The 24154-nt window shown below is 65.6% G+C and carries 27 protein-coding genes and 1 pseudogene; 8 read left to right on the top strand and 20 right to left on the bottom strand.

Annotated elements, in window-relative coordinates:
- Window positions 1–136: 136 nt before the first annotated feature.
- Window positions 137–604 (bottom strand): nitroreductase family deazaflavin-dependent oxidoreductase, encoded by a 468-nt coding sequence (locus ACFWF1_RS33490; RefSeq protein ID WP_379290465.1) that lies wholly within the window; start codon window positions 602–604, stop codon window positions 137–139.
- A 230-nt stretch (window positions 605–834) separates the two neighbouring features.
- Between ACFWF1_RS33490 and ACFWF1_RS33485 the strand changes: the two are divergent.
- A pseudogene (locus ACFWF1_RS33485) lies at window positions 835–1102 on the top strand (formylglycine-generating enzyme family protein); the annotation flags it as partial.
- Between the two features lie 37 nt (window positions 1103–1139).
- Here ACFWF1_RS33485 and ACFWF1_RS33480 read toward each other — a convergent pair.
- From ACFWF1_RS33480 to ACFWF1_RS33465, 4 genes are all read right to left on the bottom strand, one after another.
- Window positions 1140–1625: a hypothetical protein gene (locus tag ACFWF1_RS33480; protein WP_379290467.1), complete on the bottom strand. Its 486-nt coding sequence runs from the start codon at window positions 1623–1625 to the stop codon at window positions 1140–1142.
- Between the two features lie 44 nt (window positions 1626–1669).
- Complete coding sequence (locus ACFWF1_RS33475; RefSeq protein WP_379290468.1) at window positions 1670–2284, bottom strand: hypothetical protein; 615 nt, start codon at window positions 2282–2284, stop codon at window positions 1670–1672.
- Window positions 2285–2763: 479 nt separating this feature from the next.
- Entirely contained in the window at window positions 2764–3387 is a 624-nt protein-coding gene (locus ACFWF1_RS33470) for an MspA family porin (RefSeq protein WP_379290470.1), read from the bottom strand.
- Between the two features lie 200 nt (window positions 3388–3587).
- Window positions 3588–3893, bottom strand: coding sequence for a hypothetical protein (locus ACFWF1_RS33465; RefSeq protein ID WP_379290472.1), 306 nt, complete (start codon window positions 3891–3893; stop codon window positions 3588–3590).
- A 297-nt stretch (window positions 3894–4190) separates the two neighbouring features.
- On the opposite strand from ACFWF1_RS33465, the gene ACFWF1_RS33460 reads away from it, so the two are divergent.
- Window positions 4191–4382, top strand: a complete 192-nt coding sequence (locus tag ACFWF1_RS33460; RefSeq protein WP_379290676.1) for a YegP family protein — start codon at window positions 4191–4193, stop codon at window positions 4380–4382.
- A 205-nt stretch (window positions 4383–4587) separates the two neighbouring features.
- Here the strand turns inward: ACFWF1_RS33460 and ACFWF1_RS33455 are convergent, their stop codons facing one another.
- The 4 genes from ACFWF1_RS33455 to ACFWF1_RS33440 all read right to left on the bottom strand — a co-directional run bounded on the left by ACFWF1_RS33455 (window position 4588) and on the right by ACFWF1_RS33440 (window position 7203).
- Window positions 4588–5094 carry a GNAT family N-acetyltransferase gene (locus ACFWF1_RS33455; RefSeq protein ID WP_379322249.1) on the bottom strand — a complete coding sequence of 169 codons (507 nt, stop codon included), beginning with the start codon at window positions 5092–5094 and terminating at the stop codon, window positions 4588–4590.
- Window positions 5095–5358: 264 nt separating this feature from the next.
- Window positions 5359–5511, bottom strand: coding sequence for a hypothetical protein (locus ACFWF1_RS33450; protein WP_379290475.1), 153 nt, complete (start codon window positions 5509–5511; stop codon window positions 5359–5361).
- 158 nt (window positions 5512–5669) lie between these two features.
- Window positions 5670–6803, bottom strand: a complete 1134-nt coding sequence (locus ACFWF1_RS33445; protein ID WP_379290477.1) for an acyl-CoA dehydrogenase family protein — start codon at window positions 6801–6803, stop codon at window positions 5670–5672.
- Window positions 6793–7203: a hypothetical protein gene (locus tag ACFWF1_RS33440; protein ID WP_379290479.1), complete on the bottom strand. Its 411-nt coding sequence runs from the start codon at window positions 7201–7203 to the stop codon at window positions 6793–6795. Before ACFWF1_RS33440 ends, ACFWF1_RS33445 begins: the two co-directional genes overlap by 11 nt.
- A 353-nt stretch (window positions 7204–7556) precedes the next feature.
- Between ACFWF1_RS33440 and ACFWF1_RS33435 the strand changes: the two genes are divergently transcribed.
- A complete protein-coding gene (locus ACFWF1_RS33435) occupies window positions 7557–8915 on the top strand; it encodes an IS110 family transposase (protein WP_379290481.1) in 1359 nt (452 codons plus the stop codon).
- 385 nt (window positions 8916–9300) lie between these two features.
- On the opposite strand, the gene ACFWF1_RS33430 is transcribed toward ACFWF1_RS33435, so the two are convergent.
- From ACFWF1_RS33430 to ACFWF1_RS33380, 11 genes are all read right to left on the bottom strand, one after another.
- The gene (locus tag ACFWF1_RS33430; RefSeq protein WP_379290483.1) at window positions 9301–9561 is read right to left on the bottom strand and encodes a hypothetical protein; all 261 of its coding nucleotides are present in this window, start codon (window positions 9559–9561) and stop codon (window positions 9301–9303) included.
- A gap of 218 nt (window positions 9562–9779) precedes the next feature.
- Entirely contained in the window at window positions 9780–10145 is a 366-nt protein-coding gene (locus ACFWF1_RS33425) for a hypothetical protein (RefSeq protein ID WP_379290487.1), read from the bottom strand.
- 239 nt (window positions 10146–10384) lie between these two features.
- Window positions 10385–11077 carry a cation transporter gene (locus ACFWF1_RS33420; protein WP_379290489.1) on the bottom strand — a complete coding sequence of 231 codons (693 nt, stop codon included), beginning with the start codon at window positions 11075–11077 and terminating at the stop codon, window positions 10385–10387.
- Window positions 11077–11406, bottom strand: a complete 330-nt coding sequence (locus ACFWF1_RS33415) for an ArsR/SmtB family transcription factor (RefSeq protein ID WP_379290491.1) — start codon at window positions 11404–11406, stop codon at window positions 11077–11079. The genes ACFWF1_RS33420 and ACFWF1_RS33415 overlap by 1 nt, the downstream gene beginning before the upstream one ends.
- A 48-nt stretch (window positions 11407–11454) precedes the next feature.
- Window positions 11455–12888, bottom strand: a complete 1434-nt coding sequence (locus ACFWF1_RS33410) for a class I adenylate-forming enzyme family protein (RefSeq protein WP_379290493.1) — start codon at window positions 12886–12888, stop codon at window positions 11455–11457.
- Window positions 12881–13483, bottom strand: coding sequence for an energy-coupling factor transporter transmembrane component T family protein (locus ACFWF1_RS33405; RefSeq protein ID WP_379290494.1), 603 nt, complete (start codon window positions 13481–13483; stop codon window positions 12881–12883). The genes ACFWF1_RS33410 and ACFWF1_RS33405 overlap by 8 nt, the downstream gene beginning before the upstream one ends.
- The gene (locus ACFWF1_RS33400) at window positions 13480–14160 is read right to left on the bottom strand and encodes an energy-coupling factor ABC transporter ATP-binding protein (RefSeq protein WP_379290496.1); all 681 of its coding nucleotides are present in this window, start codon (window positions 14158–14160) and stop codon (window positions 13480–13482) included. The genes ACFWF1_RS33405 and ACFWF1_RS33400 overlap by 4 nt, the downstream gene beginning before the upstream one ends.
- The gene (locus ACFWF1_RS33395) at window positions 14157–15290 is read right to left on the bottom strand and encodes a thiolase family protein (protein ID WP_379290498.1); all 1134 of its coding nucleotides are present in this window, start codon (window positions 15288–15290) and stop codon (window positions 14157–14159) included. The genes ACFWF1_RS33400 and ACFWF1_RS33395 overlap by 4 nt, the downstream gene beginning before the upstream one ends.
- Window positions 15287–16402: a class I adenylate-forming enzyme family protein gene (locus ACFWF1_RS33390; RefSeq protein ID WP_379290499.1), complete on the bottom strand. Its 1116-nt coding sequence runs from the start codon at window positions 16400–16402 to the stop codon at window positions 15287–15289. Before ACFWF1_RS33390 ends, ACFWF1_RS33395 begins: the two co-directional genes overlap by 4 nt.
- Window positions 16395–16979 carry a biotin transporter BioY gene (locus ACFWF1_RS33385; RefSeq protein ID WP_379290501.1) on the bottom strand — a complete coding sequence of 195 codons (585 nt, stop codon included), beginning with the start codon at window positions 16977–16979 and terminating at the stop codon, window positions 16395–16397. The genes ACFWF1_RS33390 and ACFWF1_RS33385 overlap by 8 nt, the downstream gene beginning before the upstream one ends.
- A 100-nt stretch (window positions 16980–17079) precedes the next feature.
- Window positions 17080–17361: a DUF2277 domain-containing protein gene (locus tag ACFWF1_RS33380; RefSeq protein WP_357390138.1), complete on the bottom strand. Its 282-nt coding sequence runs from the start codon at window positions 17359–17361 to the stop codon at window positions 17080–17082.
- A gap of 125 nt (window positions 17362–17486) precedes the next feature.
- On the opposite strand from ACFWF1_RS33380, the gene ACFWF1_RS33375 reads away from it, so the two are divergent.
- The 5 genes from ACFWF1_RS33375 (at window position 17487) to ACFWF1_RS33355 (ending at window position 24144) form a co-directional block, all read left to right on the top strand.
- Window positions 17487–18875, top strand: coding sequence for an allophanate hydrolase (locus ACFWF1_RS33375; RefSeq protein ID WP_379290503.1), 1389 nt, complete (start codon window positions 17487–17489; stop codon window positions 18873–18875).
- Window positions 18872–19561, top strand: a complete 690-nt coding sequence (locus ACFWF1_RS33370; RefSeq protein ID WP_379290505.1) for a cysteine hydrolase family protein — start codon at window positions 18872–18874, stop codon at window positions 19559–19561. Before ACFWF1_RS33375 ends, ACFWF1_RS33370 begins: the two co-directional genes overlap by 4 nt.
- 16 nt (window positions 19562–19577) lie before the next feature.
- Complete coding sequence (locus tag ACFWF1_RS33365; RefSeq protein WP_379290506.1) at window positions 19578–21161, top strand: regulator; 1584 nt, start codon at window positions 19578–19580, stop codon at window positions 21159–21161.
- 403 nt (window positions 21162–21564) lie between these two features.
- Complete coding sequence (locus ACFWF1_RS33360; RefSeq protein WP_379290508.1) at window positions 21565–22989, top strand: family 2B encapsulin nanocompartment shell protein; 1425 nt, start codon at window positions 21565–21567, stop codon at window positions 22987–22989.
- A 132-nt stretch (window positions 22990–23121) separates the two neighbouring features.
- Window positions 23122–24144 carry a polyprenyl synthetase family protein gene (locus ACFWF1_RS33355; protein WP_379290678.1) on the top strand — a complete coding sequence of 341 codons (1023 nt, stop codon included), beginning with the start codon at window positions 23122–23124 and terminating at the stop codon, window positions 24142–24144.
- Window positions 24145–24154: the final 10 nt, after the last annotated feature.

Genomic DNA, 24154 nt, shown 5'->3' with positions numbered 1-24154 from the left:
CCCGCACACCGATCCTTCGGACAAGCCACAACCCGGACCCATCAAACAGATTAACCCCAAGACCACTGCTAGGGGCTTGACCTAAAGGGGAGCCAATACAGGACGTCTATCGGAAGTTCCGCGGCCGGGCTACAAATCAACTGATTCGGGTGATGCGCAGCACCGGGATCCGCCGCCGGGTCTTGGTCTCGAACTCGGCGAAACCCGGTTGGACGGTTACGGCCTTCGCGAACAACCGGGTGCGTTCCTCGCCCTCGGTGGGCGTCGCTTTGGCCCGGTACCTGTCGGCGCCGACCTCAACGGTGAGTTCCGGGTTGGCGACGAGGTTGTAATACCAGGCCGGATTCCGGTCGGAACCGGCGGCAGAGGCGATGACGAAAATGTCGCCGTCGTCGGTGAAGTAGACGACGGGGGTGATGCGCGACAGGCCGGTTCGGGCGCCGACAGTGGTGATCAATGCCAGATCGAGCGTGGCGAATCGGCCGCCGACCCGGCCGCTGTTGGCACGGAACTCGGCGATGATTTCAGGGTTGTACTCGAACATTCCGTTCCGATCGTTGATTCGGATGTCGATGCGGGACAACGAAAATGCCAGTTCGGACACAAACGATAGCAACAAGACAGATCTGTCTCTTTTGTGAGACGGATCCGCCGAACGACTGCGCGACACCGACGCCACAGTCGGGCCATCGCCCGTGAGGTGGGCTGCTCCAATGCTTTCGCCCTCAGCGGGGCCTTCAAACGCAAACTCGGCAACCCACGCGACACCGCGTCGCCCACCGCCACGCACTCCATACCGCCCAACCCCGGCTAAGCGGCACCATCCCCGCGCGGCAGACGGCAGGCAACGTCTGGGAATGGTGCTACGACCGATTCTCCCCGAACACCTATTGCCACGACGCCCGAACAGCGCATGTTCGGGATCCACAAGGCGCCGCCGCCGGGGAGTCGCGGGTACTGCGCGGCGGCTCATACCTGTGCCACGACAGCTACTGCACCAGATACCGCACGGCCGCCCGATCCTCGAACACCCCGGACGCCACCATGGGGCAACGCAGGCTTCCGCACCGTCTCAGCAGGACCAGCCGACGGTTCGAAATAAGCGGTTACCCATCAGGAAGGCCCAGATACCAGATCTGCTATTTCTTCGGTGGCTGTAGCCCGAACCCTGCCATGCACTTGTCGGATTGCCGGAAGGAAAAGATGATCTGGGCCGCTGGTTGATAGGAACTCATTTCGACCGGTTGACCCGGCGCGTTGCGTTCGACAGCGCCGGTCGGCTTCAGGTCCGGATACCGTTTTTTAACATCACCTTGCGTTATGCATTGCCCGCTCTTGATGTCGAACGACGCGAACCAGTCGTCACCGCTGCCTGCGGCGGTGATATTCGTGATCTCGACTCCTGACAGCGTGACCGGCCCCCCTGAGTTGCGTCGCGGGTTCTGGTCTTCTGGTTTCAGCTCGATGCCAAGCAGTTTCGAGACCCGGTCGGGAGTCAGCGGAGTGTTCTGCTCGGCGAAATCGACGAACTGCCACAGGTCCATCGACCGCACGTCGTTCGACGGCTCCTTGCCGTCGCTGGTTCCACATGCAGTCACGGCTATCACCATCACCCCTGCGATCATGGTCAGGCTGGACAGTGCTCTGCGGGGCCGTATTCGACTCGCCATCAGCAGCCTTCCTCGTAGTACTGCCGATAGGTTTTCGCAGTACATGTTGATGGGTGCACATTGTCGGCGTACCAATTTCCGATCGTCTGCGCGGCCTTGTCGTGAGCGTCCTGGGTGTAGCCGCTCTTGGCGTATTCATCGTAGGCATCGTTGAACATAGTCACCACTTCGGGTGTGTCGGCTCCAGCGATTGTGATATCCGGTCCGCCGGCTGCCAGGATTTCGCGTTGGACGCGGATGTTGTTCAACGTGGCCGCGCCTTCGCTTTGCAATCGACTATCCACATTGTCCCCACTCGGATACAAGACATGACCGAATTCGTGCGCCAGCGTCTGGACCAGGACGGGGCCTGCGTCCTTTTCGCTCGGATCTACGACGATCGTCTTGGTTCGATATTCGGTGTAGTCGCCGCCACCTGGGTCGCCGTATTTCACCTGCCACCCTGATTTGACGAGTTGGTGCCATTGGTCGCTCAAGATAGGCGAAAGCTTCGCTATCTCCCATGTCTTCGGCCCGACCGGGATTTCAGCCGGTAGCGGTGTCGGCGGAGGAACGGTGTTACCCGGTTTCAGGACCGGCCCCGGTTGGTTCGCCTCCGGACCCGGCTGATTCACTTCCGGCCCCGACGACTGTGGTGTGGGAGCGCCCGCGCGGGGGCCACCGCCCGCGGAACATGGTGCGACAGGGTCGTTTCCCGGCAATGCCGGAGGCACATAGTCGATGACGGGCACGATCGCCCGGCACGGGTCGGGCGGCGGGGCCGGCGGCGGCGGGGTCAGTGCCGCGGCAGGCGGTGGAGCCGGCAGGGCGGACGGCGGTCCGGTGGGTATCGCGGGTGTCGATGGCAGCGTGGGGGCTGTGGGTTCCTCGATCTCGGGGAAGTTGCCCCAGCACGGCCAGCCGGGATGCATTTCCTGCCATTGTGGACATGGCACGTTCGGGTTGATCGGTTTGGCGTCCGCATCGGGAGTGCCGTTCGCGGCGACTATCAGACCGATACCGGCGGCCAGGGCCGCGACCGCGACGACGATGCTGACGCGACGCCGGACCAACGCGCGCCGCGCGGCTGTCCTGTGAGGTGACATCGGTTGTCTCACAGGTAGATCGGGTCGCCGTAGACGGCCAGGGAGTTGTCCGCGGTGGGGGTGGAGATGTTGACTTGCGCGTAGGAGCGCAGGCTCACCGGGCCCATACAGCCGTCGATTTTGACGTGGACCTGGTCGGAGGTGATCGAGCCATGGGGTCCGGCCAAGGGCTTGGTTGCGAACGGAATGGTGGTAATGGTGCCGGGTTTGAGGTTCACCGTCGGTGCGATGCTCGCACTACCGCCCACACCCAGAGTGGTGATACCGATGCTGATGTTCGGGCCGATAGCCAATCCGATTGTCAGACCGTTGGTTACGTCGACTTGGCAACCGATCTGATAGCCAAGTGAGATAGTTCCAGCGTTCACCGGTGCGGTACCCGTGCCGTCGATGTCGGTGATCGCTTTGAGGCTGACGAATCCTTCCCGGGTGAACGGTGTGGCGGCGAGATTCGGGTATCTGTCGAGGTTTTCGTCGGTTTTGGTGATTCGTATCTGCCAGCCGTCGTCGGTGGTGGTCTCCCGCGACTTATCCGCTAGCGGTTCGGCAGCGGCGGTGCCGCTACCTATCGCGCTGACCATCACGCTGGTCAGTAATCCGAAAAGTCCCGCCTTTGAGCTGCGAATACGCATGAACGCCCCCGTGCGCAAATTATCGAGCAATCAAATGAATCGAATTGGCCTGAGCCACAGGCGAATCCGCCAGAAGGTCCCCCTTCAGAACCTCCGCCTGCACTTTAGCATGAACATGATTCGTGTTCATATTCTTGTCATGTCAAGATAATTGCGTGTCCACCGACGGGTGTTCACGAACGTGCACGACATTTCAGCCACTACCCCGGCGGTGCCCCATCATCACCGTGATCGGGCACTACCGACTGCTCGATCGCGTCGAGTTGGTCCCGACAGAATCCCACGAACGCGGTCATCCGAGTCTCGACGTTCTCGAGCATCTCCAGATCGACCGCATAGCCCTGCCCTGAATCCACCTGTCCCCTTTGCAAGTCCAACGAACTCTGAGTCTTACTCAGACCATCTGCGCGCGACTGGTCACTGCCGACAACACTGTCGACCACCTCGGGCACGGTGGCCGCGATCTGATCGGCCTCACTCAGCAGCTGCTCGAGTTCACCTCGCACGGACTGAAACAACTCACTGAACTTGCCTGCCGACGCACCGAGCCAGCCGTCCCGCAGCAACGCCTCGACACCCGAAGCCAGCGAACGGAACCCAGATTCGAGCGACCGATGGATCCCATCGCCGTCTGGACCCACTGGGCCACGATCGCACCACATCCGACACATCGGCGCGACGACACCGCCGGCTGGTTGCTGTTCGACAACCAGATGGCGATTTTGCCGATTGACGGGCGCACGGATCACCTACCCGTCGGGAGGTCAGGCGTTATCCAGTCAACAAGAGCTGAGGTAACTGGAATGGCCGCGAAGTTCGAGATCTACCAGGACAAAGCCAACAAGTACCGCTTCCGACTCAAGGCCGCCAACGGCGAAATCATCGCAGTCGGTGAAGCCCATGAGCCCAAGGCTGCGTGCAAGAACGGCATCGAGTCGATCGAAAAGAACGCCCCAGTCGCAGGAATAGACGACCAGACGATGGCCGGGGTCTAGCGCGCACGATCCACTAGCTCGGTCCGGCCCTACCCGATGTCGGACCGAGCCTGCACTCTGCGGCATAGACGTTCAGTGGCGCGGCCGATCTCGCCGCGAAGAACCCCCGACCAGCGGCATGAGAGTGCGTTGCCGGAGTCGGCTGAGGCCACATCGCTCTGAGCAATCGGCGAGGTCACGACGCCGCACCTTGTACGGCCGGTGATCACTGGGAAGGAGTGGGAACTCCAGAGTTTGGCGCAACCGGCAATCTCATGAACGTGTGCCGCCCGAGTAGTGCCGGAACCCAACGCCGAACTGGCTGCTCGAACACCAGTCGAAACTTGCGGAGGACAACTCGCGGAGGAAGTGTCCACTTCGTCATGGGGCGGAATTCGTAGCGAGCGAAGTACTCGGGCTTTGCGGTAGCAAGCCACACAAAAGTGGCCCCCGATCGTGCTGTCTCGGTCAAGCACGCCCGCATGAGCAGTGCGCCCACGCCTCGGCTGTGCGCGACCGGATCGACCGCGACCGCCAAGATCTCCGCGTTCGCGCGCGTGTGGCGATGGAGCGCCGCGCACCCCACCGGACGCCCATCCTCCGTCGCGATCACGAAGTCGTCGAGATCGCGGCGAATCCGATGGCCGGATTGCTGAAACAACGACGCGTCGGCGGCATTCGCGGCGAGCACTCGCCGAATCGCTCCGATATCCGACTTGGTCGCCCGTCGCACCGACACGGTGTCGAATCCATTCCCCACAAACCGGATTCAACCACGACACACACCGCCCAAAGGTACGAACATCGACTGGTGACGTATCGGTATTCCGAACGTGCAGTATTCGGTGAATCGCCGCTGAGGTTCATCATCGTGCTCCGGTCTGTGAGAGACGGCGAGGTGAGCTGTTTGCTCCGGTCGTCAATCCTGGCAGCGGATGTTCGCGAACGGGAGTCAGCACTACGGTTCGGCGCGCATGGGTGACAGCGGCGAGTCGTCCTAGTTCCAGCAGCGTATCCGCGTGAACCGCCCCGAGTTTCCGGCCCAAGCCGGCCGGAAATTCGGGGCGATACCGGCGAGGATGAGATCGATGCCGTTGAGGAACTGCTCGCGGTCGTCGTGGTCGCGCAGGTGCGTCCCGGCTTTGTGCACGGATGGGTATCTACCGGGGTCGAGCTGCGAGATCTCTTCTCGTTCAGCAAGACTCAGGCGAAGCCGGCCGCGGTGGCGAGGAATCGGCCGGACCCCGCCACAGCGTTTGAGTCGGTAAGCCGGTCTTATCGGCACTTCGGCCGGGCGGCCGACAGGGTTCAGAGCATCCCGGAGGGTGCGTCGTCTACCCCGAGCAGCAGGACGCCGTAGTCCTCCTCGACGACGTGTGAGGTGAATTGGACGTGGCGCGATCCCACCGCGAAGTCCCGCCAGTACCGTTGCAGTGGGTTGGCGTTGTCCAGACCGCTGGATCCGTGCAGGTCCAACAGGTCCTCGAACGCGCTGCGGCACTCACGTACCGCGGTGATCAGATCCATCCGAAGCCGCGCGCGCTCCTGGGCCGCGAGCGCCTCGCCGGGCGAGGTGGCGTCGACAGCGGCGGCGATTCCGAGCATGCGGCGCTGGGCGGTATCGATCTTGTGTGCGGCCACAGCGAAATTTCGCCGGGCACCGGGCGAGTCGGCCAGCGTGGCATGGGCAGGGTTGGGCGACGGCCGCGCCGCGAGGACAGCGGCCACCACATCGAGGGCACCGCGCGCCGCACCCCACAGCGGTGCGAACAGGCCCACCGCGATCGCGATGTTGGACAGTGCGGCAGCGATCCGGGGCAAGTCGAGTTCGTGGGAGTCCGGGATCCACACGTCATGGCCGACGAGGGTATGGCTTCCAGTGCCGGCCAGTCCCGCCATATGCCAGTCCCGCTCGACGACCAGGTCCCTGGTGCGGGCGAATACCGCCGCGGGCTGCGGCGCAGCGTCGCCGGGCAGTAGCACCGAAAGCATCGCCCACTCGGCCAGTTCGCAGCCCGAAGCGTAGGGCCACCGGCCGGAGATGCGCAGGCCACCGGGCTCACGCACGGCCTGCCCCGGCCGCGCCGAGGAACACACCACGATGTCGACGTCGTCGAACGCGTCGGCATACGCCTTGTCCGACACCCCGATCTGCAACAATCGCTTCGCTTCGTAGGTCGTGGCCGCGATCCACGCCGTGGACGGGCAGCCCCGCCCGAGCTCACCCAGGAACCCGACCCTGGTGGTGAGGTCGGCCTCGAGCCCGCCCTCGGATCGGCGCACGCCCAAGGCGAACGCCCCCGCGCGCCGAGCGGCTTCGGCGCTCGCCTCGGTGACCCTGCGATCCCGCTCGGTCGTGGCGGCTTCGACCGCCAATTCCTTTGCCGCACTGCGGGCAGCGTCGAGCAATGATACGCAGGCGCCGGGCTTCTCAATCTCCATTGATGACCTTCCATGATTGCCACCCACGGCAGGCAACGTAGGCGAAGATCGTGAGTGCGGCGACGGTGGAGTCGGTGATCGCGGACTGTATACCCTCGGTGGTGTCCAGGATGGTCAAGGCGAGCACCGCTACCGCCACCTTGTGGAAGATCACCACTTCCCAGATCGCTGGAACCCGGCGCGGCCGGTAGGCGAGCATCGCCCACATCGCGCTGAACACCAGGTATCCGAAGGTTCGCCAGCCCTCTACCATCAGCCGGTCCTCGTTCACGTCCGCCATCAGCAAGCAGCCGTTGATGAACACCGCGAAGGCGGCTACGGAGTTGAGGGCCATCAGGGCGCGGCCGAGGCGATCCCATCGTCGAGACGAGGTGCCGGACAGGGTAGTTGCTGTGGTCACGACCGAGTTCCTTTGGGCGAGAGTAGGAACCGAGAACACGGTTCGCTGCGTCTGTGATACCGACTGGCTACGATCGCGAGCACGGTTCGAACCTAGAACGCGGCGACGACCGGCGAAACCGGCCAGTTGGCCGAATAACTGCGCCGACTGGATGGCAGGGGCGGCCGATAGGTCCGCAACTGCGATGTCGGCCAGACGAACGACGCGACGCTGCGGAGCAAGAGAGGTCGTCCGCCCGACGTCACATAATCGGCATAGAAAGACGTTTAGTGCGTCGATTCCGGGGACGTGGGGAACGTCCTCCTGATGCGCTTGTCGGGCTTGGTGTCCCATCGCCGTGAGGAGGACGTTCCATGAATAACGGTAGCGGTGTGTCCCGGGGTGATCGCAACCGCAACGCGCGACTGGCCCGGTTGCGGACCCTGGTCCCGACCACGAACGCGATCGTCGGGATCGATCTGGCCGACCGTAAGCAGATGGTCGTTGTGTGTGACCACGATTCGAAAGTGCTGGCCCGCAGAACGTTCCGCTGCCGAGCCTGGGACATGGGCTCTGCTTTGGACTGGGCCGGGGCCTGTGCCGCGACGGCAGGTTTCGCCGGGGTGACGGTGGCGTGCGAGCCGACCGGGCATCGGTGGCGAGTGCTGGGACAGCTGGCCGCTGATCGGGGCATGTTGTTCGTGTGTGTGCAGCCAGCGATGACCGCCTGGTCACGCCGTGCCGAGGACCTCACCACCGACAAAACCGACGAGAAAGACGCGGTGCTGATCGCGCGATTGACCGCGCAACTGCGCTGCTATGCACCCGAACCGGTCGATGAAACCTGGGGTCGGCTGCGGCATCTGGGTGCTCGCCGCGAACAACTGCTGGTCGATCTCGTCGCGCAGGTCCAGCAGGTCCGAGCTCTGCTCGAGTGCGTGTGGCCGGCCGCGCTCGACGCCGCCCAGCAACCGTTCAAGTCCCGGACCTGGATGGCGGCATTACGGGTGATCTGCGGTCGCGATGGCGGCGATTTCGCGCGCAGCCGCCGGTTGGGCCGAGACCGGCTCGAGCGCCTGGTCCGTGGCGAGGTCACCCGCGGCGGCGCGAAGCGGCCGTGTTTTCGGATCACCGGGAAACTCTTTGCCGCACTCGATGATCGGGCTGGGGTGCTCGCGCATCGACGCGGCGCCCTGGAACGCGTGCACCTGCTGGTCGAGGACTGGGTCGAGACCAAGCGGCGCCTGGCTGAGACCGAGACCCGGATGACCAGCATCCTCGATGAACTCAAGCTCACCGATCTGGTCACCTCGATCGTCGGGTTGTCCGCGGTCGGAGCCGCGGCGATCCTCGCCGAAACCGGCGACCCCGCACGATTTCCCACCGCCCGGGCAGTGGTCAAACACGCCGGTCTCGCACCCCGGGAAAAGAAATCCGGGGCCTTCACCGGCCGCGCCCGACTCACCGGGGCAGGCCGTCCCGGACTACGGCTGGCCGCCTGGCGAGGCGTGTGGGGCACCCAACGCGCCAACCCGGTTTATGCCGCCCGCTACCGACATCTGACCACCCGAGAGACCAACCCGCTCACTGCCACCCAAGCTCAGGCCGTGATCGCAGCGGCGATCCTTCGCCAGCTCCACGCGGTCGTCACGACCCGACAACCCTGGAACCCACACATCGCCACCCACGGCACCACCGCATCGGGAACCACCATGATCTCGACCGCCGCCTAACGGCGGCCCGTCGAGCGGACGGTCGGGGCGAGCCCCACGCGGCATCGAGACACCCCGGTGATCTCGTCGCACATCATGGGCAGCCCCGACCTGTCGTCCCACAACCCGATTACACGCTGCCGGGGCAATCAACCCCATTACCGCTATGCCGGGACGACGACAGACCACGGGGCACCGACCAACCCGCTTGACACAAAACGACTTACGCTGATGTGCGCGCGTTGGGAAGTGGTGTCAGCCAGCCAGTTTGGACGATCGACCAACGCGCGGGTCGCGGCAATATCGGATGCCGGACTCCATCACGTTTCCAGCAAGGCTGCGGGTCGTTCCCATTCGGCAAAGCCCCCCGGCGGATGGAAGGCTACCGAGGGATGGCGATCTTGATTCACCTCCCGAGAACCATGGCCGAAATCTCTTCGGGGTGGAACATGCGCGACGCTTGCGCGCTGTAGAACGCGACGACCTGCCCGTCTTTGTCCACCACTGCTAGATGGCTAGGAATCGTGTTGCCGCCAGTCACAACGACCGCGGGTGCGCCATCCCGATACTCCAGAGCCAGCGTGGCTGCGATCGGTTCGGCCTCCTGCGCTGGAACCGTCACCGGGGCCGGACCCTTCGCGTTGGGCGTGGCTTGCTCGTCAGACATGGCAGTGCCTCCTCCCGGTCCGCCCGATACCGACCGCTACAGATGTTCCCATATCGAAGGACTTCGCAACGCCAAATCGGTTGTGCCTCAAGGGCGACGCGCGGTAATCGGCTATTATGGTGCGTTCGGCAGACCCGCGGCTCGGCCGATCCGAGCCGCCCCGTAAGCGGCTAGTTACAGGGCATCCGATGCCCGGACCTGGCCCGGCAGGCTAATGCCTACCGGTCCTGCTCGCCCGTCAGCGGCGTCGAGATTACGACAGCGTTCGGGTACACGTAGTCGATCGCCCCGCTAATCATGCTGCCGCTAAGTCGTCGGGATGCCGAGGGGACCGCGCCGACTGTGTAGATGGCGATCATGCTCCCCGAAGCATCTTTGACCGAAAGTGTCTCAGGGAACCAGTTTCCACCCGTGACCACCAGTTCGGGCACGCCATCAACATAGTGAACAGCCACTGAACACACATCCTCGGCTTTGACCTCCGACGTCGGTACTAGCATGAAAACGGGCTCGGTCGTTCCAGACGGCCCGATCGTGACCGGGGCCGGACCTTTGTCGTTGGGTGTGGCCTGCTGGTCGGACATGACGTTGCCTCCTTCTGGTCGGCTCGTTGCCAACTGGTACAGATGTTCTCATGGCGATGGACATGGGACCACGAGATCGGTTGTGCTAGTCCGAATTTGGAAGAGAGAAGCGCTCGCTCCTCGGCATTATGGGACGTTGAAATCGTCTGTAGCTCCAGGCCGCAGAACTACATTCGGCTGCGGTGGCGCCACCTGATAGTGCGAGAACACTGCCGTCTGTCGCTGCCGGGTGACAGGCTTCAGCAACACTCGCAGTCGTGGCCGGCGTCTTCGGATCGGCCCGCGATCGGCATCTCGCAGCAGGCGTCGCCGCGCCACGCGTCGCGGCCCTCCTTGATCGCGATGACCGCGATGACTAGTGCCGCGATCGGGTCCGCCCACGACCAGCCGAACAGGGTGTTGAGCAGCAGGCCGACCAGCAGGACCGCGGAGAGATACGTGCACAGCAGGGTTTGTTTCGAATCAGCGACCGCTGTCCGTGAACCGAGTTCCCGCCCAGCTCGGCGTTGCGCCGAGGAGAGCACCGGCATGACAGCCAAACTCACTGCGGCCAAAGCGATCCCGACGGGTGAATGCCGCGCCTCGCCGACTCCGAGCAGCGAGCCGATCGCATCGACGGTGACATACAGCGCCAGCGCGAAGAACGAGAACGCGATGATCCGCAGCGTCAACCGTTCTCGCGCTGCCGGGTCCTTGCTGGAGAATTGCCAGGCCACCGCCGCCGCGGAGGACACCTCGATGACCGAGTCGAGTCCGAAGCCGATCAACGCCGCCGAGGACACCCGAGTGCCCTCGGTCAACGCGATTGCCGCCTCGATCACGTTGTAGCTGATCGTCGCCGCCACGAACAGTCGGATACGCCGCGAAAGCACTTGTCGCCGTGCCGGATTCGGTCCACCGAGGACACTCGGCAACCCGAGGTCCGAGGCCATCAGCAGCACCCCTCGGCGTCGGAGTCGGGGCAGCAGGCCGGATCGACCGCGAGCACCAAGCCGACCAGATCGTCCAAGGCGCGGCCGATCCGGGGATCAGCCAGCTCGTACCGGCTGCGTCGCCCCTCCGGAACGGCGACGACCAACCCGCAGCCGCGCAGGCAGGCGAGGTGGTTGGACAGAATCTGCCGCGAGACACCGATGCGATCGGCGAGCTCCGACGGATAACTCGGCGCGGTACGCAGCGCGAGCAGGATCTGGGACCGCGTCGAATCCGACAGCGCGTACCCGAACCGAGACAGCGCGTCGCTGTGCACCAAGGTGACCATGCGCGAACAGTACAGAAAATCCTGTATTCACGTCAATCTGTACAAACGCTAGCCTGCCGCCCCGTAGTCAGGCTTGGGAATCGTCTCGTTCACGCGCCGATCTCGGTAATTGTCCTTGAAGGCGGCGGCGAGGGCTTGGCGGTCGAGCTTGCCGCGTGGGGTGCGGGGAAGGCTTGGGAGGGTGAGGATTTGGATGGGGACGCTGGGGCTGGGGAGGGTGGCGCGGAGGTGGCGCCAGATTTTGTCGGTGCTCGGGGCGGATTCGTCGACGACTATTGCCGCGGCGGGGGCTTCGCCCATGCGATGGTCGGGGACGGCCATGCAGGCGGCTTCGGCGATGCCGGGGATGGCGGTGAGGGCGGATTCGATGGCGGCGGGTTCTACGTTGAGGCCGGCGCGGATCAACATTTCGCTCGCTCGGCCGAACAGATGTAGTTCGTTGCCGAGCATTCGGCCTCTGTCCCCTACCGACATCCAACCGTCGACAGGCCCGTCGGCAACGCCGTGTTCGGTGAGGTAGCCGTCGAAAAGCATGTTGCTGCGGGCGAATACGAGGTCGTCTCGGATGTCGATGTCGACACCGTCGAACAGTTGGCCCGCCGAGTTCTCGTTGGGGTTGCCGAGTCCTCGGTCGAAGGAGACGAAGCTCAGTTCGGACGCGCCGTAGAAGTGCACCAGGGAGGCGTTCGGCAGGACCTCTTGTAGCGATTGCCGTCCCGTGCGTTGCCAGCGAGCGGCGGAGGACAGAACCTCGCGGACGTCGGGGAACGGCCCGGCGCCTGATCGGACTATGTCCCAGGCGATGGTCGGTACTGAATACAGGTGCGTCGCACCATCTTCGAGCGATTCGATTACTGGGCGGAGGTCGACCGTCGCGCCTCGGGTCAGTGTGTGTAGCGCGCCGTAGAGGAAGTGGGTGTGGTCGAGGACGCCGGGGGTGGAGACGAGGTCGCGGGGGCCGATGTCGAAGGTGGTGTCGGAGCGGTCGAGGGTGGTGGACCAGGATTGCTGGTTGCGTACGAACAGTTTTGGTTCGCCGGTGGTGCCGGAGGTGATGCCGACCAGTAGTTCGGTGTCGGGTCGAGCCCGGGTGGCTGGGCCATCGGATTCCAGGGCCGTGGCGGTCTGGATGGGTCCGTCGTATCCCATTTTTCGCAGTCGGCGGTGTTGTTGAGGTGAGGCGACGATGGCAGCTGGTTCGGCGAGTGCGAGGACGCGGGTCAGTTGTTCGGGCATGAGGTGACGGTGCAGAAGCACGATGCTGACGCCGGTGTGCATGGCCGCGGTTACGGTGACCACTGAATCGATGTCCGAGGTCGGCAGTACAGCAACACGATTCATACCGTGCAGGCCCGCTGCGGTGCGGGTGACGCGGGACCAGAACTCGCGGTAGCCGACGCGCTCGCGAGTGGAGATGACGGCGGTTGCGTCCGGGTGCTCGGCGGCGCGGCGGGCGATGCGCTCGGCCAGGAGCTCAGTCATCGTCGACCCCTCTCGCGGCGAGGGCGTCGCCCATCGCGTCTGCTGTGCGCAAGGCGCGCACCAAGACCGGGGTCGCGAGGGCCGTCATCGACCATTGCAGGCCGCGGGCTCGTCGCGCCTCTGCGACATCGTGCACGATTCCGGCCAGCAGCGGAACACATCGAATGGCAAGTGCCAGTAGCAAACCGATGCGATCCGGGTCGACGCCCAGTCTGCGCAGCGGCCCGAGCGCGCGGGTCACCGTGTCGAGTAGGTCGGTCACGCGGGTGGTGAGGGTGACCAGTGCGGCCAGTGCCACCGAGATCAACAGCACGCCGCAGACAACAACGGCCCGCGCGGGCGAGGTGATCAGGACCTGGAACACGGCGATGATCAGCAACATCCACACCATCGGACGCAGTTGCGCCACAGCGACTTTGAACGGAATGCGGGCGAGGGCGAATAGTCCCGCCACCGCCGCGGCCACGATGCCGACCTCGATCGGGCTGCGCACGAACACCGTTGCCGCCACGATCGATACGATCAGCAGCAACAGCTTGGCCCCCGCGGGCATTCGGTGCAGCAGTGAGTCACCGGGCCGGTACAGCCCGATCATTCGACCAGTTCCCGGTAGGCGGGGACGGCGGCGGCGGGCGTTCCGTCGAACGCGACGAGACCTTCGTCGATCACAATGACCCGCTCGAAACTGTCCAGCAGCGCCAGCTGGTGCGTCACGACGATGACCTGCTGATCCATCGCATCCAGCGCGTCGGCGACCACGCGGGCATTGCGCAGGTCCAGCAGGGTGGTCGGCTCGTCGGCGATGATCACCTCGGGCCTGCGAATGAGGACCGCGCCGATGGCGAGCAGTTGTTTCTGCCCACCGGACAACAAGTGTGACGGGTGGTCGCCGTGCTCGTGCAGGCGGAACCGGACCAGCATCTCCTCGACCCGCGCCGCGACCTCCTGCTTGCTCAAACCTGTTCTGCGCAAAGAGAAAGCGAGATCCTCCGCGACGGTCGGCATCACGATCTGGGTGTCGGGATCGGTGAACACGAACCCGACCTTGCGCCGCACCTGCCCACCCTTGCGGGCCGCGTCGATGCCGTCCACCGTGACGGTGCCCGCGGTCGGGGCCAGCAACCCGTTGATCATGCGCGCCAGGGTCGACTTCCCGGAACCGTTGGCCCCGATGATGCCGACCCGCCGCTCGGTGATCCGAAGGTCGATGCCGCGCAATACCTTTCGCTCACCGAAGCGGTGACTGACCGAGGAGAAGACGATCTCACTCACGACACACGCTCCACGAGCATGGCAATGCCTTGCCCACCGCCGATGGCACACGCCGCGAGCCCGAGCCCGAGCGCGGGCCCGCCCGCGCGCAGCATCTGACTTGCCAACCGCACCAGCAAGATAGCTCCCGACGCACCCCACGGATGCCCCATCGCGATCGCGCCACCCTGCGGGCAGATCCTCGATTCGTCCACACCCAGCTCGTCCGCGACCGCCAGCACTACCGAAGCGAAAGCCTCGGTGATCTCGACGATCCCCAGCTCCTGCACATCGACTCCGGTGCGCCGCAACAACTTCCGTATCGCGGGTACCGGCCCGAGACCTGGGTACGCGGGATCCGATCCGGCCACCGCCGACCCGAGTATCCGTAACGCCGGCAGCCCCGCGGCGAGCGACTCGCTGGTCACCGCCACCACCGCCGCCCCATCGGAGATGCCACACGAATTACCCGCCGTCGCAGTCCCGTCGACCCCGAAACTCGGCCGCAACCGCGCGAGCCGCGCCTCGGTCATCCCCGCCCGAATACGTTCGTCCCGACGCACCTCCCCGATCGGCACGATCTCCGCGGTGAAGTCGGTCGCCGCGGCAAGGGTGTGCGAACGCGCCGCATACGCGTCCTGCCGCTCCCGGCTGATCCCACGAACCCGCGCCAGATCGTCGGCCGCCACCCCCATGTCGGGATCCGGAAAGCCTTGCGGGGCAAAGGGAGCGCGCGTGTACCGGACCGGCTCGGCCCCGGCGACCGGCGGCCAGAATCGCCACGGCGCGGTACTCGCCGACTCGACACCACCGGCGAGAATCAGCTCATCGGCCCCACTGCGCACCCGCAACGCCGCCTGCATCACCGCATCGAGACCCGACCCGCACTGCCGATCAACCGTGACGCCGGGAACCTCGACCCCGAACCCCGCCGCCAACGCCGCGATCCGGGCCGGATCCCCACCCGGTCCCAGGCAGTTACCGAGCACGACGTCGTCCACCTCGGCGGCAACGCCCGCCCCGCGCAGCGTCGACAGCACCTCGCGCAACACGGGCGCGGCCAGGTCGGTGGTCGTCAGTGCGGCGAACCCGTGCCCGGCATTGCCGATCGGCGTTCGACGCGGCGCTACCAGCACGGGGACCGAGTTCATGCCAGCAAGTCTTTCAGCTGACCTCTGGCCACCTTCCCGCTGGCGGTCCGTGGCAGCGCCGGCAGCGGCACCCAGCGGCGCGGCATGGCCTCTTTCATCAGCAGGCCGCGGGCCTGCGCACGCACCGCGTCGATCCCGACGCCGTCGAGTTGCACTGCGGCCGTGACGATCTCGCCGAGTACCGCGTGCGGCGAGCCGATCACGGCTACGGCGGCGACACCTGCCAGCGTCCCGAGAATCCGCTCGACGTCCTCGGCGAGGACCGTGGTGCCGCCGACATTGATCGCCGATTCTCCCCTGCCCCGGACGGTGAGCTCGCGGTTCGGACCGAGTTCGGCGAGGTCTCCGACGCCGAACCATTCGGGAGTACCGAGCACGCTATACGGGGTCCGGACATAGAGCAGCCCGTCGCGGATTTCGGCATCGACTTCGTCCAGCAGGCGAAGCGGCTCGGGCACTCGACGTGCCGCGACGAGCGAAACCTCTGCGGACCCGTAGTACTCGATGATCTCGAGACCGTCCGCCGCCGCACGGGCACCGTCGTCCAGGGCAATGCCCGCGACGATGGCCGTCCGCAGTTTCGGTGCCTTATCGACTACGTCACGAAGCACGGCAGGTACCGCGTGCACGACGGTCGCTCGCGCCGGATCGTCGGTCACGCACGCGCCCCGCCACAATGCGTGCAGCGCACCGAACAGATGCATGGTGGCGTGCAAGGGACCGGTGATCAGCACACGATCCATGGCCTCGACGCCAGTGATGCCGGTGAACGCCGGGAAACTGTCGAACCAGGACGCCGCGGTACGGGCGAGCGGTCGTGCACGGCCGGTGGAACCCGAGGTCGTCACCAGCAGAAATGCCGAGGAAGGAATGGTCGAACGCGCAGGCCGCGCTTCGGGATTCTCGACGATCACCGGCACGCCCCGCCGAGCCGCAGCGCAGACGCAGATCAACGCGTCCGGAACGAACAACGCCGACGCGTCGTAAACGGGCGCGCCATCCCGTGCGATCCACTCCTCGATCGCACGATCGAGCTGGCCGTAAGTGTAAGCGCGACCGCCGAATTCGATGGCGGGCTGATCTCCCGAGCCGCCGAGCTCCGGACTACGCACGAATCAAACCGGGATACGCGCGATGCACACCCTTGGCAACGACCGTCGCGACCACTACCTTCGCCAAGTCGCCGGGAATGAACGCGAAGTTGGTGCTGACCGCATGCCGGATATCCAGATCGGTGCGCAGCAACAGCCCGAGTGTGCCGAAGAGATAGATGACCACGAGCCCGCCGAGCGCATTGATCAGCAGTCCGAGCACCAGCGGATACTTGGGCAGGATCCGCGCGGTCAGCAAGCCGATGACAAACGCCGCGGGCACCCAGCCGACCAAATATCCGGCACTCGGCCCGGCCATCGCGGTCAGTCCGGTGCGGCCACCGGACAACAGCGGCAGCCCGATCAGCGTCAGCGCGAGGAACACCAGCACCGCTGCCGTCCCCTTGCGCGCGCCGAGCACCGCGCCGGCCAGGATGACGCCGAGCGTCTGCACCGTGATCGGCACACCGCTGAATCCGACCGTGATCGCACCGGGCAGTCCCATCGCCGCGATCAGCGCGGCGAACACCGCGACCTGCGCGATGTCCCGCGCGGAAAAGGCAACTCTCGAGCCACGAGAGTTCTCGACACCGTCCACGACGACTTCCTCCAACTACCAGCTTGAACGACGTTCAAGATAGCAGGCACCTATCGGCCGACCGCACTCACGCACAGCGACCGATGCCGAGGCGGCGAGGCTAGTCGTGCGTGTGTGCCCTGGCCTGAATCCGCGCCTGCACCTCGGGCCGACGCAACGGCGGCACCGACTTCGGCGGCACCTTACGATCCGGCAGCTGGTCCAGCAGCCGGGTGGTGATCGCGGCGATATCGGCGACGGCGGCATCGACCGCAGGCTGAGTGGCGGCCGAGATACTCGACAAACCGCCGACCTTGCGCACGTACTGCAGCGCGGCGGCCTGGATCTCCTCCGGCGTCGCCGCGGGCTCTAGCCCCCGCAGGGCAGTGATGTTTCGACACATAACCCCGAGGCTAATCCGCCACCCCGACACATACCGGCCCAGCGGCATCCGCCGCCCAGAAACAGCTAACACAGCGGATACATTGTGAGGCCGTCCGCTTCACACGCGCTGCCGACAATCGACAGATGCGAAATCCAGGGCCGACTGTCGCGGAGATTCTCGCCTCGCACGCAGGCGGCAGCGGCTCGCCGAGCAGCACCGCGGCCCGGGTCGCGGATGCCGTCGAGGCGCGGGGCAACGACGGCACCTGGATCACCCCGGTGCCGCGCGCGCAACTGCTGGCCGCGGCCGCGGAGCTCGAGCGGCGACCCGGCGCCCGCACCCTCCCGCTGTACGGCGTGCCGTTCGGCGTGAAGGACAGCATCGATGTCGCGGGCTGGCCGACCACGCTGGCCTGCCCCGACTTCGCCTATGTCGCTACCGAAACCGCGCCGGCGGTGCAGCGCCTGCTCGACGCGGGCGCGCTGTATGCCGGGAAGACGAATCTCGACCAGTTCGCGACCGGACTGAACGGCACCCGGACGCCATACCCCATGCCGCGCAGCGTCTTCGGCGGCGACCTGATCTCCGGCGGCTCCAGTTCGGGTTCCGCGCTCGCCGTCGCCCTCGGCCAGGTGCCGTTCTGTGTCGCCACCGACACCGCGGGCTCGGGACGAGTTCCGGCCGCGCTCAACGGGATTCTCGGCTGGAAGCCGTCGCGCGGACTGATCAGCACGGTCGGACTGGTGCCCGCGTGCAAATCGCTCGACTGCCTGACGCTGATGGCCTCGCGGATCGAGGATCTCGACCGCGTCTTCGCGGTGATCGCGGCCCCGGATCCGGCCGACCCGTGGAGCAGGTCGCGCGGCGAACGCTTTCGCGGCGGGCCCATCCGGGTGGGGCTGCCCGTCGAATCGGAGCTGGAGTTCTTCGGTGACGAGGCCTTCCGCACCGCGCACCTCGGCGTGCGAGATCGGCTGTACGGACTCGGATTCGACTGCGTGACAACCACACTGCGGCCATTCCTGGATGCGGGCGCCCTGCTCTATCAAGGCCCGTGGGTCGCCGAGCGGCTCGTCGAATTCGGCACCTTCCTCGCTGAGCATCCCGAGTCGATACTGCCCGTGGTCCGCGAGATATTCACCAGCGGTTACGGATTCACCGCGGTAGACGTATTCCGCGCCCAGCAGCGCCTGCAGGAACTGCGTGCGGCGGTGGCCCGGATGTGGGTCGACTACGACGTCGTCGTAGTCCCGACGATCGGCACCACCTGCACGGTCGAGCAGGTGCTCGCCGACCCCATCGCCACCAACACCATGCTGGGCCACTACACCCATTTCGGGAACCTGCTCGACCTCACCGCCATTGCGGTGCCGGTGGGCAGCACATCGGACGGACGCCCCGTGTCGGCGATGGTCTTCGGACCCGCGCTCGCCGACGACACGGTGCTCGCGGCGGCCGCCCGACTCCTCGACGAGCCGCGCCTGGCCGAGGCGCATCTGGATATCCGGCTCGTACAGAAAGAACGAAGATGACCGCAGTACAACACATTCCGGCACAACCGACACCCTTCCCCCTCGACCGAACCACCGCCGCCCTGCTCGTGATCGACATGCAGCGCGACTTCCTGCTCCCCGGCGGGTTCGGCGAAAGCCTCGGCAACGACATCGCCCTACTCCGGACGGTGATCGACCCGCTGGCCCGGCTGCTGGCGGCGGCACGCGCGGCGGGCATCCCGGTGATCCACACCCGCGAAGGCCATCTACCGGACCTGTCGGACTGCCCACCGGCAAAACTGGAGCGGGGCAACCCAACTCAGCGCATCGGCGATCCGGGCCGGTTCGGGCGCATCCTCGTCCGCGGCGAGTACGGCCACGACATCATCGACGAATTGGCTCCGCTCGCAGGCGAAGTGGTGATCGACAAGCCGGGCAAGGGCGCGTTCTACGCCACTGATCTCGCGGCGGTCCTGCAGCAACACTCGATCGAGACACTGCTGGTCACCGGTGTCACCACCGAGGTGTGCGTCCATACGACGGTGCGCGAGGCGAACGACCGCGGTTACCGCTGTCTGGTCGTATCCGATTGTGTCGGTTCGTATTTCCCCGAGTTCCAGCGGGCCGGGCTGGCGATGATCGCCGCGCAGGGCGGCATCTTCGGCTGGGTCGCCGATTCCGCGCCGGTCATCGGCGCACTCGAGTCCGCGCACATCCCGGCTTAGCGAAGAGGAAATCCCGATGTCTGTCGATACGAAAACCACTGACGAAGCCGAACCTGTTGCCGCGCTTACCCTTCCCTGGTGGACGCGCGGTGACACCAATGCCTTCTTCGGGCTCGCGTTCAACATCCTGGTGAACGTGCTGACCCTCACCACCCTGTCCATCGTGGTCGTCAAGATCCCGAGCGATGACGTACTGGGCACGGTGCTGCCCGCGCTGGGCGTCGCCTTGGTGCTCGGCAACCTGTACTACATGCTGCTGGCGCGCCGCCTCGCCCGCCGCGAGGGCCGCGCGACGGTGACCGCGTTGCCGTACGGCCCGAGCGTGCCGCACATGTTCATCGTCGTGTTCGTGGTCATGCTGCCGATCTACTTGAAAACCAACGACCCCATGAAGGCCTGGTCGGCGGGCCTGGCCTGGGCGTTCATGATCGGCGTCATCGTGATGATCGGCGCGTTCGTCGGTCCGTTCATCCGCAGGATCACCCCGCGCGCAGCCATGCTCGGCACCCTGGCGGGCATCTCCATCACGTTCATCGCCATGCGGCCCGCCGCGCAGATGTGGGAGGCCGCGTGGATCGGGCTTCCGGTGCTCGCCATCATCCTGATCGGCTTCTTCACCGATGTGAAGCTGCCGGGCAACATTCCGGTCGGCCTGGTCGCGTTGCTGGTCGGCACCGCGATCGGCTGGATCGGCGGCTATATGTCGGCGCCGGACGTCTCGAAGGCCGCGCACGATATCGCGCTCGGCCTGCCCGACCTCCGGCTCGACCTGCTCTTCGACGGGCTGAGCAATCTCGCTCCGCTGCTCGCGACGGCAATTCCGTTGGGCGTCTACAACTTCACCGAGGCGATGAGCAACGTGGAGAGCGCCGCGGCGGCCGGCGACAACTACAACCTGCGCAGCGTGCTGCTCGCCGACGGCCTCGGCGCGATCATCGGGTCCGGTTTCGGCTCGCCCTTCCCGCCCGCCGTCTACATCGGTCATCCCGGCTGGAAGGACGCGGGCGGACGCACCGGATACTCGCTGGCCAGCGGCGCGGCCATCGGATTGATGTGCCTGCTCGGGCTTTTCGGGCTGCTCGCGACGGTGCTGCCGATCCCGGCCATCGTGCCGATCCTGCTCTATATCGGACTGCTCATCGGCGCCCAGGCCTTCCAGGCGGTGCCGCGACTGCACGCGGTCGCCGTCGTGGCGGCGCTGCTGCCGAACCTCGCGGAGTGGGCGGTCGGTCTGATCGATAACGCGCTCAGTGCGGCGGGCACGTCCGCGGACAAGGTCGGCAGCGCGGCGCTCGGGCAGGCCGGAGTCGTCTACGACGGCCTGAAAACGCTCGGTTCCGGCGCGGTGCTGGCCGGACTCGTACTCGGGGCCATAGTGACGTTCGTGCTCGAAAAGCGTTTTGTCGCTGCGGCACTCGCCTCGCTGGTCGGCGCGGTGCTCAGCTGGATCGGGCTGATCCACGCCGCCGAGGTGGACTGGGCGGCCGCGCCGCAGGTCGCGCTGGGGTACCTGTTCTTCGGTGTCGTCTGTCTCGGCTACTCGCTGTTGCGCACCACCGAGCCACCTGACGAGGCAGCCCCCGCGCCGCCCGGCGAATAATCCAGTCCGCCTCGGAACGGCGTCACCTGACCAGGTGGCGCCGTTTCGCACTGTGACCGGAAGATAGCTACTCGAGGGTGATCTGTCCGGACTTTCACGATCCAGGCAAAGGTGTTATCTGCCGGTGTCCCAATCGAACACGTGTCGTAACCATCCGAATAATAACGGCTAATTATCGAAGTTCGGGTGCGTCCAACAGGTTCCGAGGTTTAAGATCGACATCGTCTGAAATGCACTGTCAGACACCAATATTCGCTCCAGTGAACTAGTTGCGCGGGCCTCGTGCCGCCTGCCGACCCGCTGTGCACAACCGTCGAATCTGAACGATCACCTATTCGGACATTCCATGACAAACCGTCCACGGGTGACCATTTCGAGGTGAGGATCAAATATGACAATCGAAATGCCAGTTTCTACTGAGACCAATGGTTACGGTAATGGCAACGGCAATGGTAATGGCCGCAAGAGCCTCAGTACCGCAGCCGCTCACCAGTTGGCGACCACCACCAAATCCGAACCACAGATGCAGGGCATCAGCTCCCGCTGGTTGACCCGCATGCTGCCATGGATCCAGGTCAACGGCGGTGTCTACCGGGTGAACCGCCGCCTCACCCACACCCTGGGCAACGGCGAGATCGAGTTCGTCATCGACGGCTCCCAGGCCAAGGTCATCCCCGAGGAACTGCGCGAGCTGCGCGCGCTGCACAACGTCGAAGACGAGGAAGTGCTGCAGGCGCTCGCGCAACGATTCGAACAGCGCGATCTCGAACCCGGCACGGTCGTCGCCGAATTCGGAAATCCGATGAACCAGATCATCCTCATCGTGCACGGTAAATTGGCCAAGATTGGTTCCGGTGAATACGGCGAGCAGACCAAGCTCGGCATGCTGGCCGGCGGCAACTTCTTCGGCGACGAATGCCTCACCGACGAGTCCGCCATTTGGCCGGCCACCGTCAAGGCGGTCACCAAGACCACCATGCTCGTCATGCCTCGGGAAGCGTTCCAGGAAGTACTCGACAACGCACCGGCACTTCGGGAACAACTCTCCGAGGTAGCGGCCGCCGCCGCGCAACCACAGAACAAACAGGGCGAGGCGGCTATCCAGATCCACTCGGGCCACGAGGGTGAACCCCTCTTGGACGGCACGTTCGTCGACTACGACGCCAGCCCGCGCGAATACGAACTCAGCCTGGCGCAGAGCGTGCTGCGGGTGCACACCCGCGTCGCCGATCTGTTCAACGACCCGATGAACCAGACCCAGCAGCAGTTGCGGCTCACTATCGAAGCGCTCTACGAACGCCGCGAGTACGACCTGGTCAACAGCCCCGACTTCGGACTGCTGAACAACTGTGATCTCAAGCAGCGCATCTACACCGAGTCCGGCCCGCCCACCCCGGACGACATGGACGAGCTGCTCAGCATGCGGCGCAGCACCAATCTCTTTATCGCGCACCCGAAAGCGATCGCCGCGTTCGGTCGCGAGTGCAGTAGGCGCGGCCTGTACCCGGACACCGTCGACGTCGACGGCCACCGGGTGCCCGCTTGGCGTGGCGTGCCGATCTTCCCCTGCGGCAAGATCCCGGTCAGCGGCACCCAGACCACGTCCATTCTCGCCATGCGCCTCGGCGAGAAGGATCAGGGCGTGATCGGCCTGCACACCATCGGTCTGCCCGACGAGTACGAGCCGAGTCTCAACGTCCGCTTCAAGGGCATCGACGACCAGTCGATCATCTCGTACCTGGTGAGCTGTTATTACTCGGCGGCGATCCTCGTCCCCGACGCGCTCGGCATCCTCGACAACGTCCTCGTCGCACGCCAGACCGACTGACGTAGACGATCAGCGACCTCGATGTCTTCGACGCCGCGGCGGCCACGAAATACCAAGCAGCCGCGGCGTTCCCAGGTCGTCGGCGACCGCGATCCGGCGTCGGCGACACCGCAAGGGAAGGTGTACGTGCTGATGGTCGAGAGCACCTCGGCGGCGACGAGCCGCCGGGCCACAGAGATCCTGTCCAGCGCTCGCAAGATGTGTGATCCGCTACTGCGCGAGGCAGTTTCGTCGTTACCCGAACCGCTGTGCCTGATGGGCGGCTACCACTTCGGCTGGTGGGATGCCGAGGGAACCGCGACCCCGCAACCGGGCGGAAAGGCGCTGCGGCCCGCGTTGACCGTCTGCGCGGCCGTGGCGTGCGGTGCCACCCCGCGGGTCGCACTCGCCGCGGCGGCCGCCGTGGAACTGGTGCACAACTTCACGCTGCTGCACGACGACATCATGGACGTCGATCAGGTCCGGCGCGGCAGGCCGGCCGTGTGGACCATCTGGGGCGTGCCCGACGCGATGCTGCTCGGCGACGCGCTGCATGCCCTGGCGGCCCGGGTGCTGGTGACCGGCCTGCCCGGCCGGACGGCCACCGCGGCGGTCGCCCGGCTCGAGTCGGCGGTCATCGAGATGTGCCAGGGGCAGCAGAGAGACTGTCAGTTCCGGTCGGGCGGGCAGGTCGATATCGAGGAATACGCGCGAATGGCCATGGGCAAGACCGGCGCCCTGATGGGGTGTGCGTGCGCGCTCGGGGCCGTGTGCGCGCAGGCGGAGCTGCCCACCGTGTCGGCGATGGACACGTTCGGCCGGGAACTGGGCATGGCGTTCCAGTTCGTCGACGACCTGATCGGCATCTGGGGTGACCCGAAGGTCACCGGCAAACCGGCGAGCGACCTTGCCCGGCACACGATGTCGCTACCGGTGGTCACGGCTCTTGGTTCGGGCACCGCGGCGGCCGCGGAGCTGGCGACGATGTACGGCCGCGATCCGGACTCGATGGATATCGCCCGGGCCACCGCCCTGGTCGAGTCGGCGGGCGGGCGCGAATGCACCCAGCAGCTCGCCGACGGCCGGGTGCGCGCGGCCATCGCGGCATTGGCCGATCCCGCCGCGGCCGCGGACCTGATGGTGCTGGCAGGCATGGTTTCGCGCCGGAACCACTGAGCCGCGAGTG

Origin of the sequence: Nocardia sp. NPDC060255 (genome assembly GCF_042727395.1) — a bacterium.
Classification (GTDB): Bacteria; Actinomycetota; Actinomycetes; order Mycobacteriales; family Mycobacteriaceae; genus Nocardia.
The sequence above is the reverse complement of the archived record's forward strand: the minus strand, read 5'-3'. Positions and strand labels throughout refer to the sequence as shown.

Coding starts and splice junctions, on each gene's coding strand:
- ACFWF1_RS33460 (WP_379290676.1), top strand. CDS start 4,191: ATGGCCGCGAAGTTCGAGATCTACCAGGACAAAGCCAACAAGTACCGC.
- ACFWF1_RS33425 (WP_379290487.1), bottom strand. CDS start 10,145: ATGTCCGACCAGCAGGCCACACCCAACGACAAAGGTCCGGCCCCGGTC.
- ACFWF1_RS33430 (WP_379290483.1), bottom strand. CDS start 9,561: ATGTCTGACGAGCAAGCCACGCCCAACGCGAAGGGTCCGGCCCCGGTG.
- ACFWF1_RS33415 (WP_379290491.1), bottom strand. CDS start 11,406: ATGGTCACCTTGGTGCACAGCGACGCGCTGTCTCGGTTCGGGTACGCG.
- ACFWF1_RS33395 (WP_379290498.1), bottom strand. CDS start 15,290: ATGAACTCGGTCCCCGTGCTGGTAGCGCCGCGTCGAACGCCGATCGGC.
- ACFWF1_RS33365 (WP_379290506.1), top strand. CDS start 19,578: ATGTCTGTCGATACGAAAACCACTGACGAAGCCGAACCTGTTGCCGCG.
- ACFWF1_RS33410 (WP_379290493.1), bottom strand. CDS start 12,888: ATGACTGAGCTCCTGGCCGAGCGCATCGCCCGCCGCGCCGCCGAGCAC.
- ACFWF1_RS33480 (WP_379290467.1), bottom strand. CDS start 1,625: ATGATCGCAGGGGTGATGGTGATAGCCGTGACTGCATGTGGAACCAGC.
- ACFWF1_RS33405 (WP_379290494.1), bottom strand. CDS start 13,483: ATGATCGGGCTGTACCGGCCCGGTGACTCACTGCTGCACCGAATGCCC.
- ACFWF1_RS33380 (WP_357390138.1), bottom strand. CDS start 17,361: ATGTGTCGAAACATCACTGCCCTGCGGGGGCTAGAGCCCGCGGCGACG.
- ACFWF1_RS33360 (WP_379290508.1), top strand. CDS start 21,565: ATGCCAGTTTCTACTGAGACCAATGGTTACGGTAATGGCAACGGCAAT.
- ACFWF1_RS33370 (WP_379290505.1), top strand. CDS start 18,872: ATGACCGCAGTACAACACATTCCGGCACAACCGACACCCTTCCCCCTC.
- ACFWF1_RS33420 (WP_379290489.1), bottom strand. CDS start 11,077: ATGGCCTCGGACCTCGGGTTGCCGAGTGTCCTCGGTGGACCGAATCCG.
- ACFWF1_RS33355 (WP_379290678.1), top strand. CDS start 23,122: ATGGTCGAGAGCACCTCGGCGGCGACGAGCCGCCGGGCCACAGAGATC.
- ACFWF1_RS33435 (WP_379290481.1), top strand. CDS start 7,557: ATGAATAACGGTAGCGGTGTGTCCCGGGGTGATCGCAACCGCAACGCG.
- ACFWF1_RS33470 (WP_379290470.1), bottom strand. CDS start 3,387: ATGCGTATTCGCAGCTCAAAGGCGGGACTTTTCGGATTACTGACCAGC.
- ACFWF1_RS33445 (WP_379290477.1), bottom strand. CDS start 6,803: ATGGAGATTGAGAAGCCCGGCGCCTGCGTATCATTGCTCGACGCTGCC.
- ACFWF1_RS33375 (WP_379290503.1), top strand. CDS start 17,487: ATGCGAAATCCAGGGCCGACTGTCGCGGAGATTCTCGCCTCGCACGCA.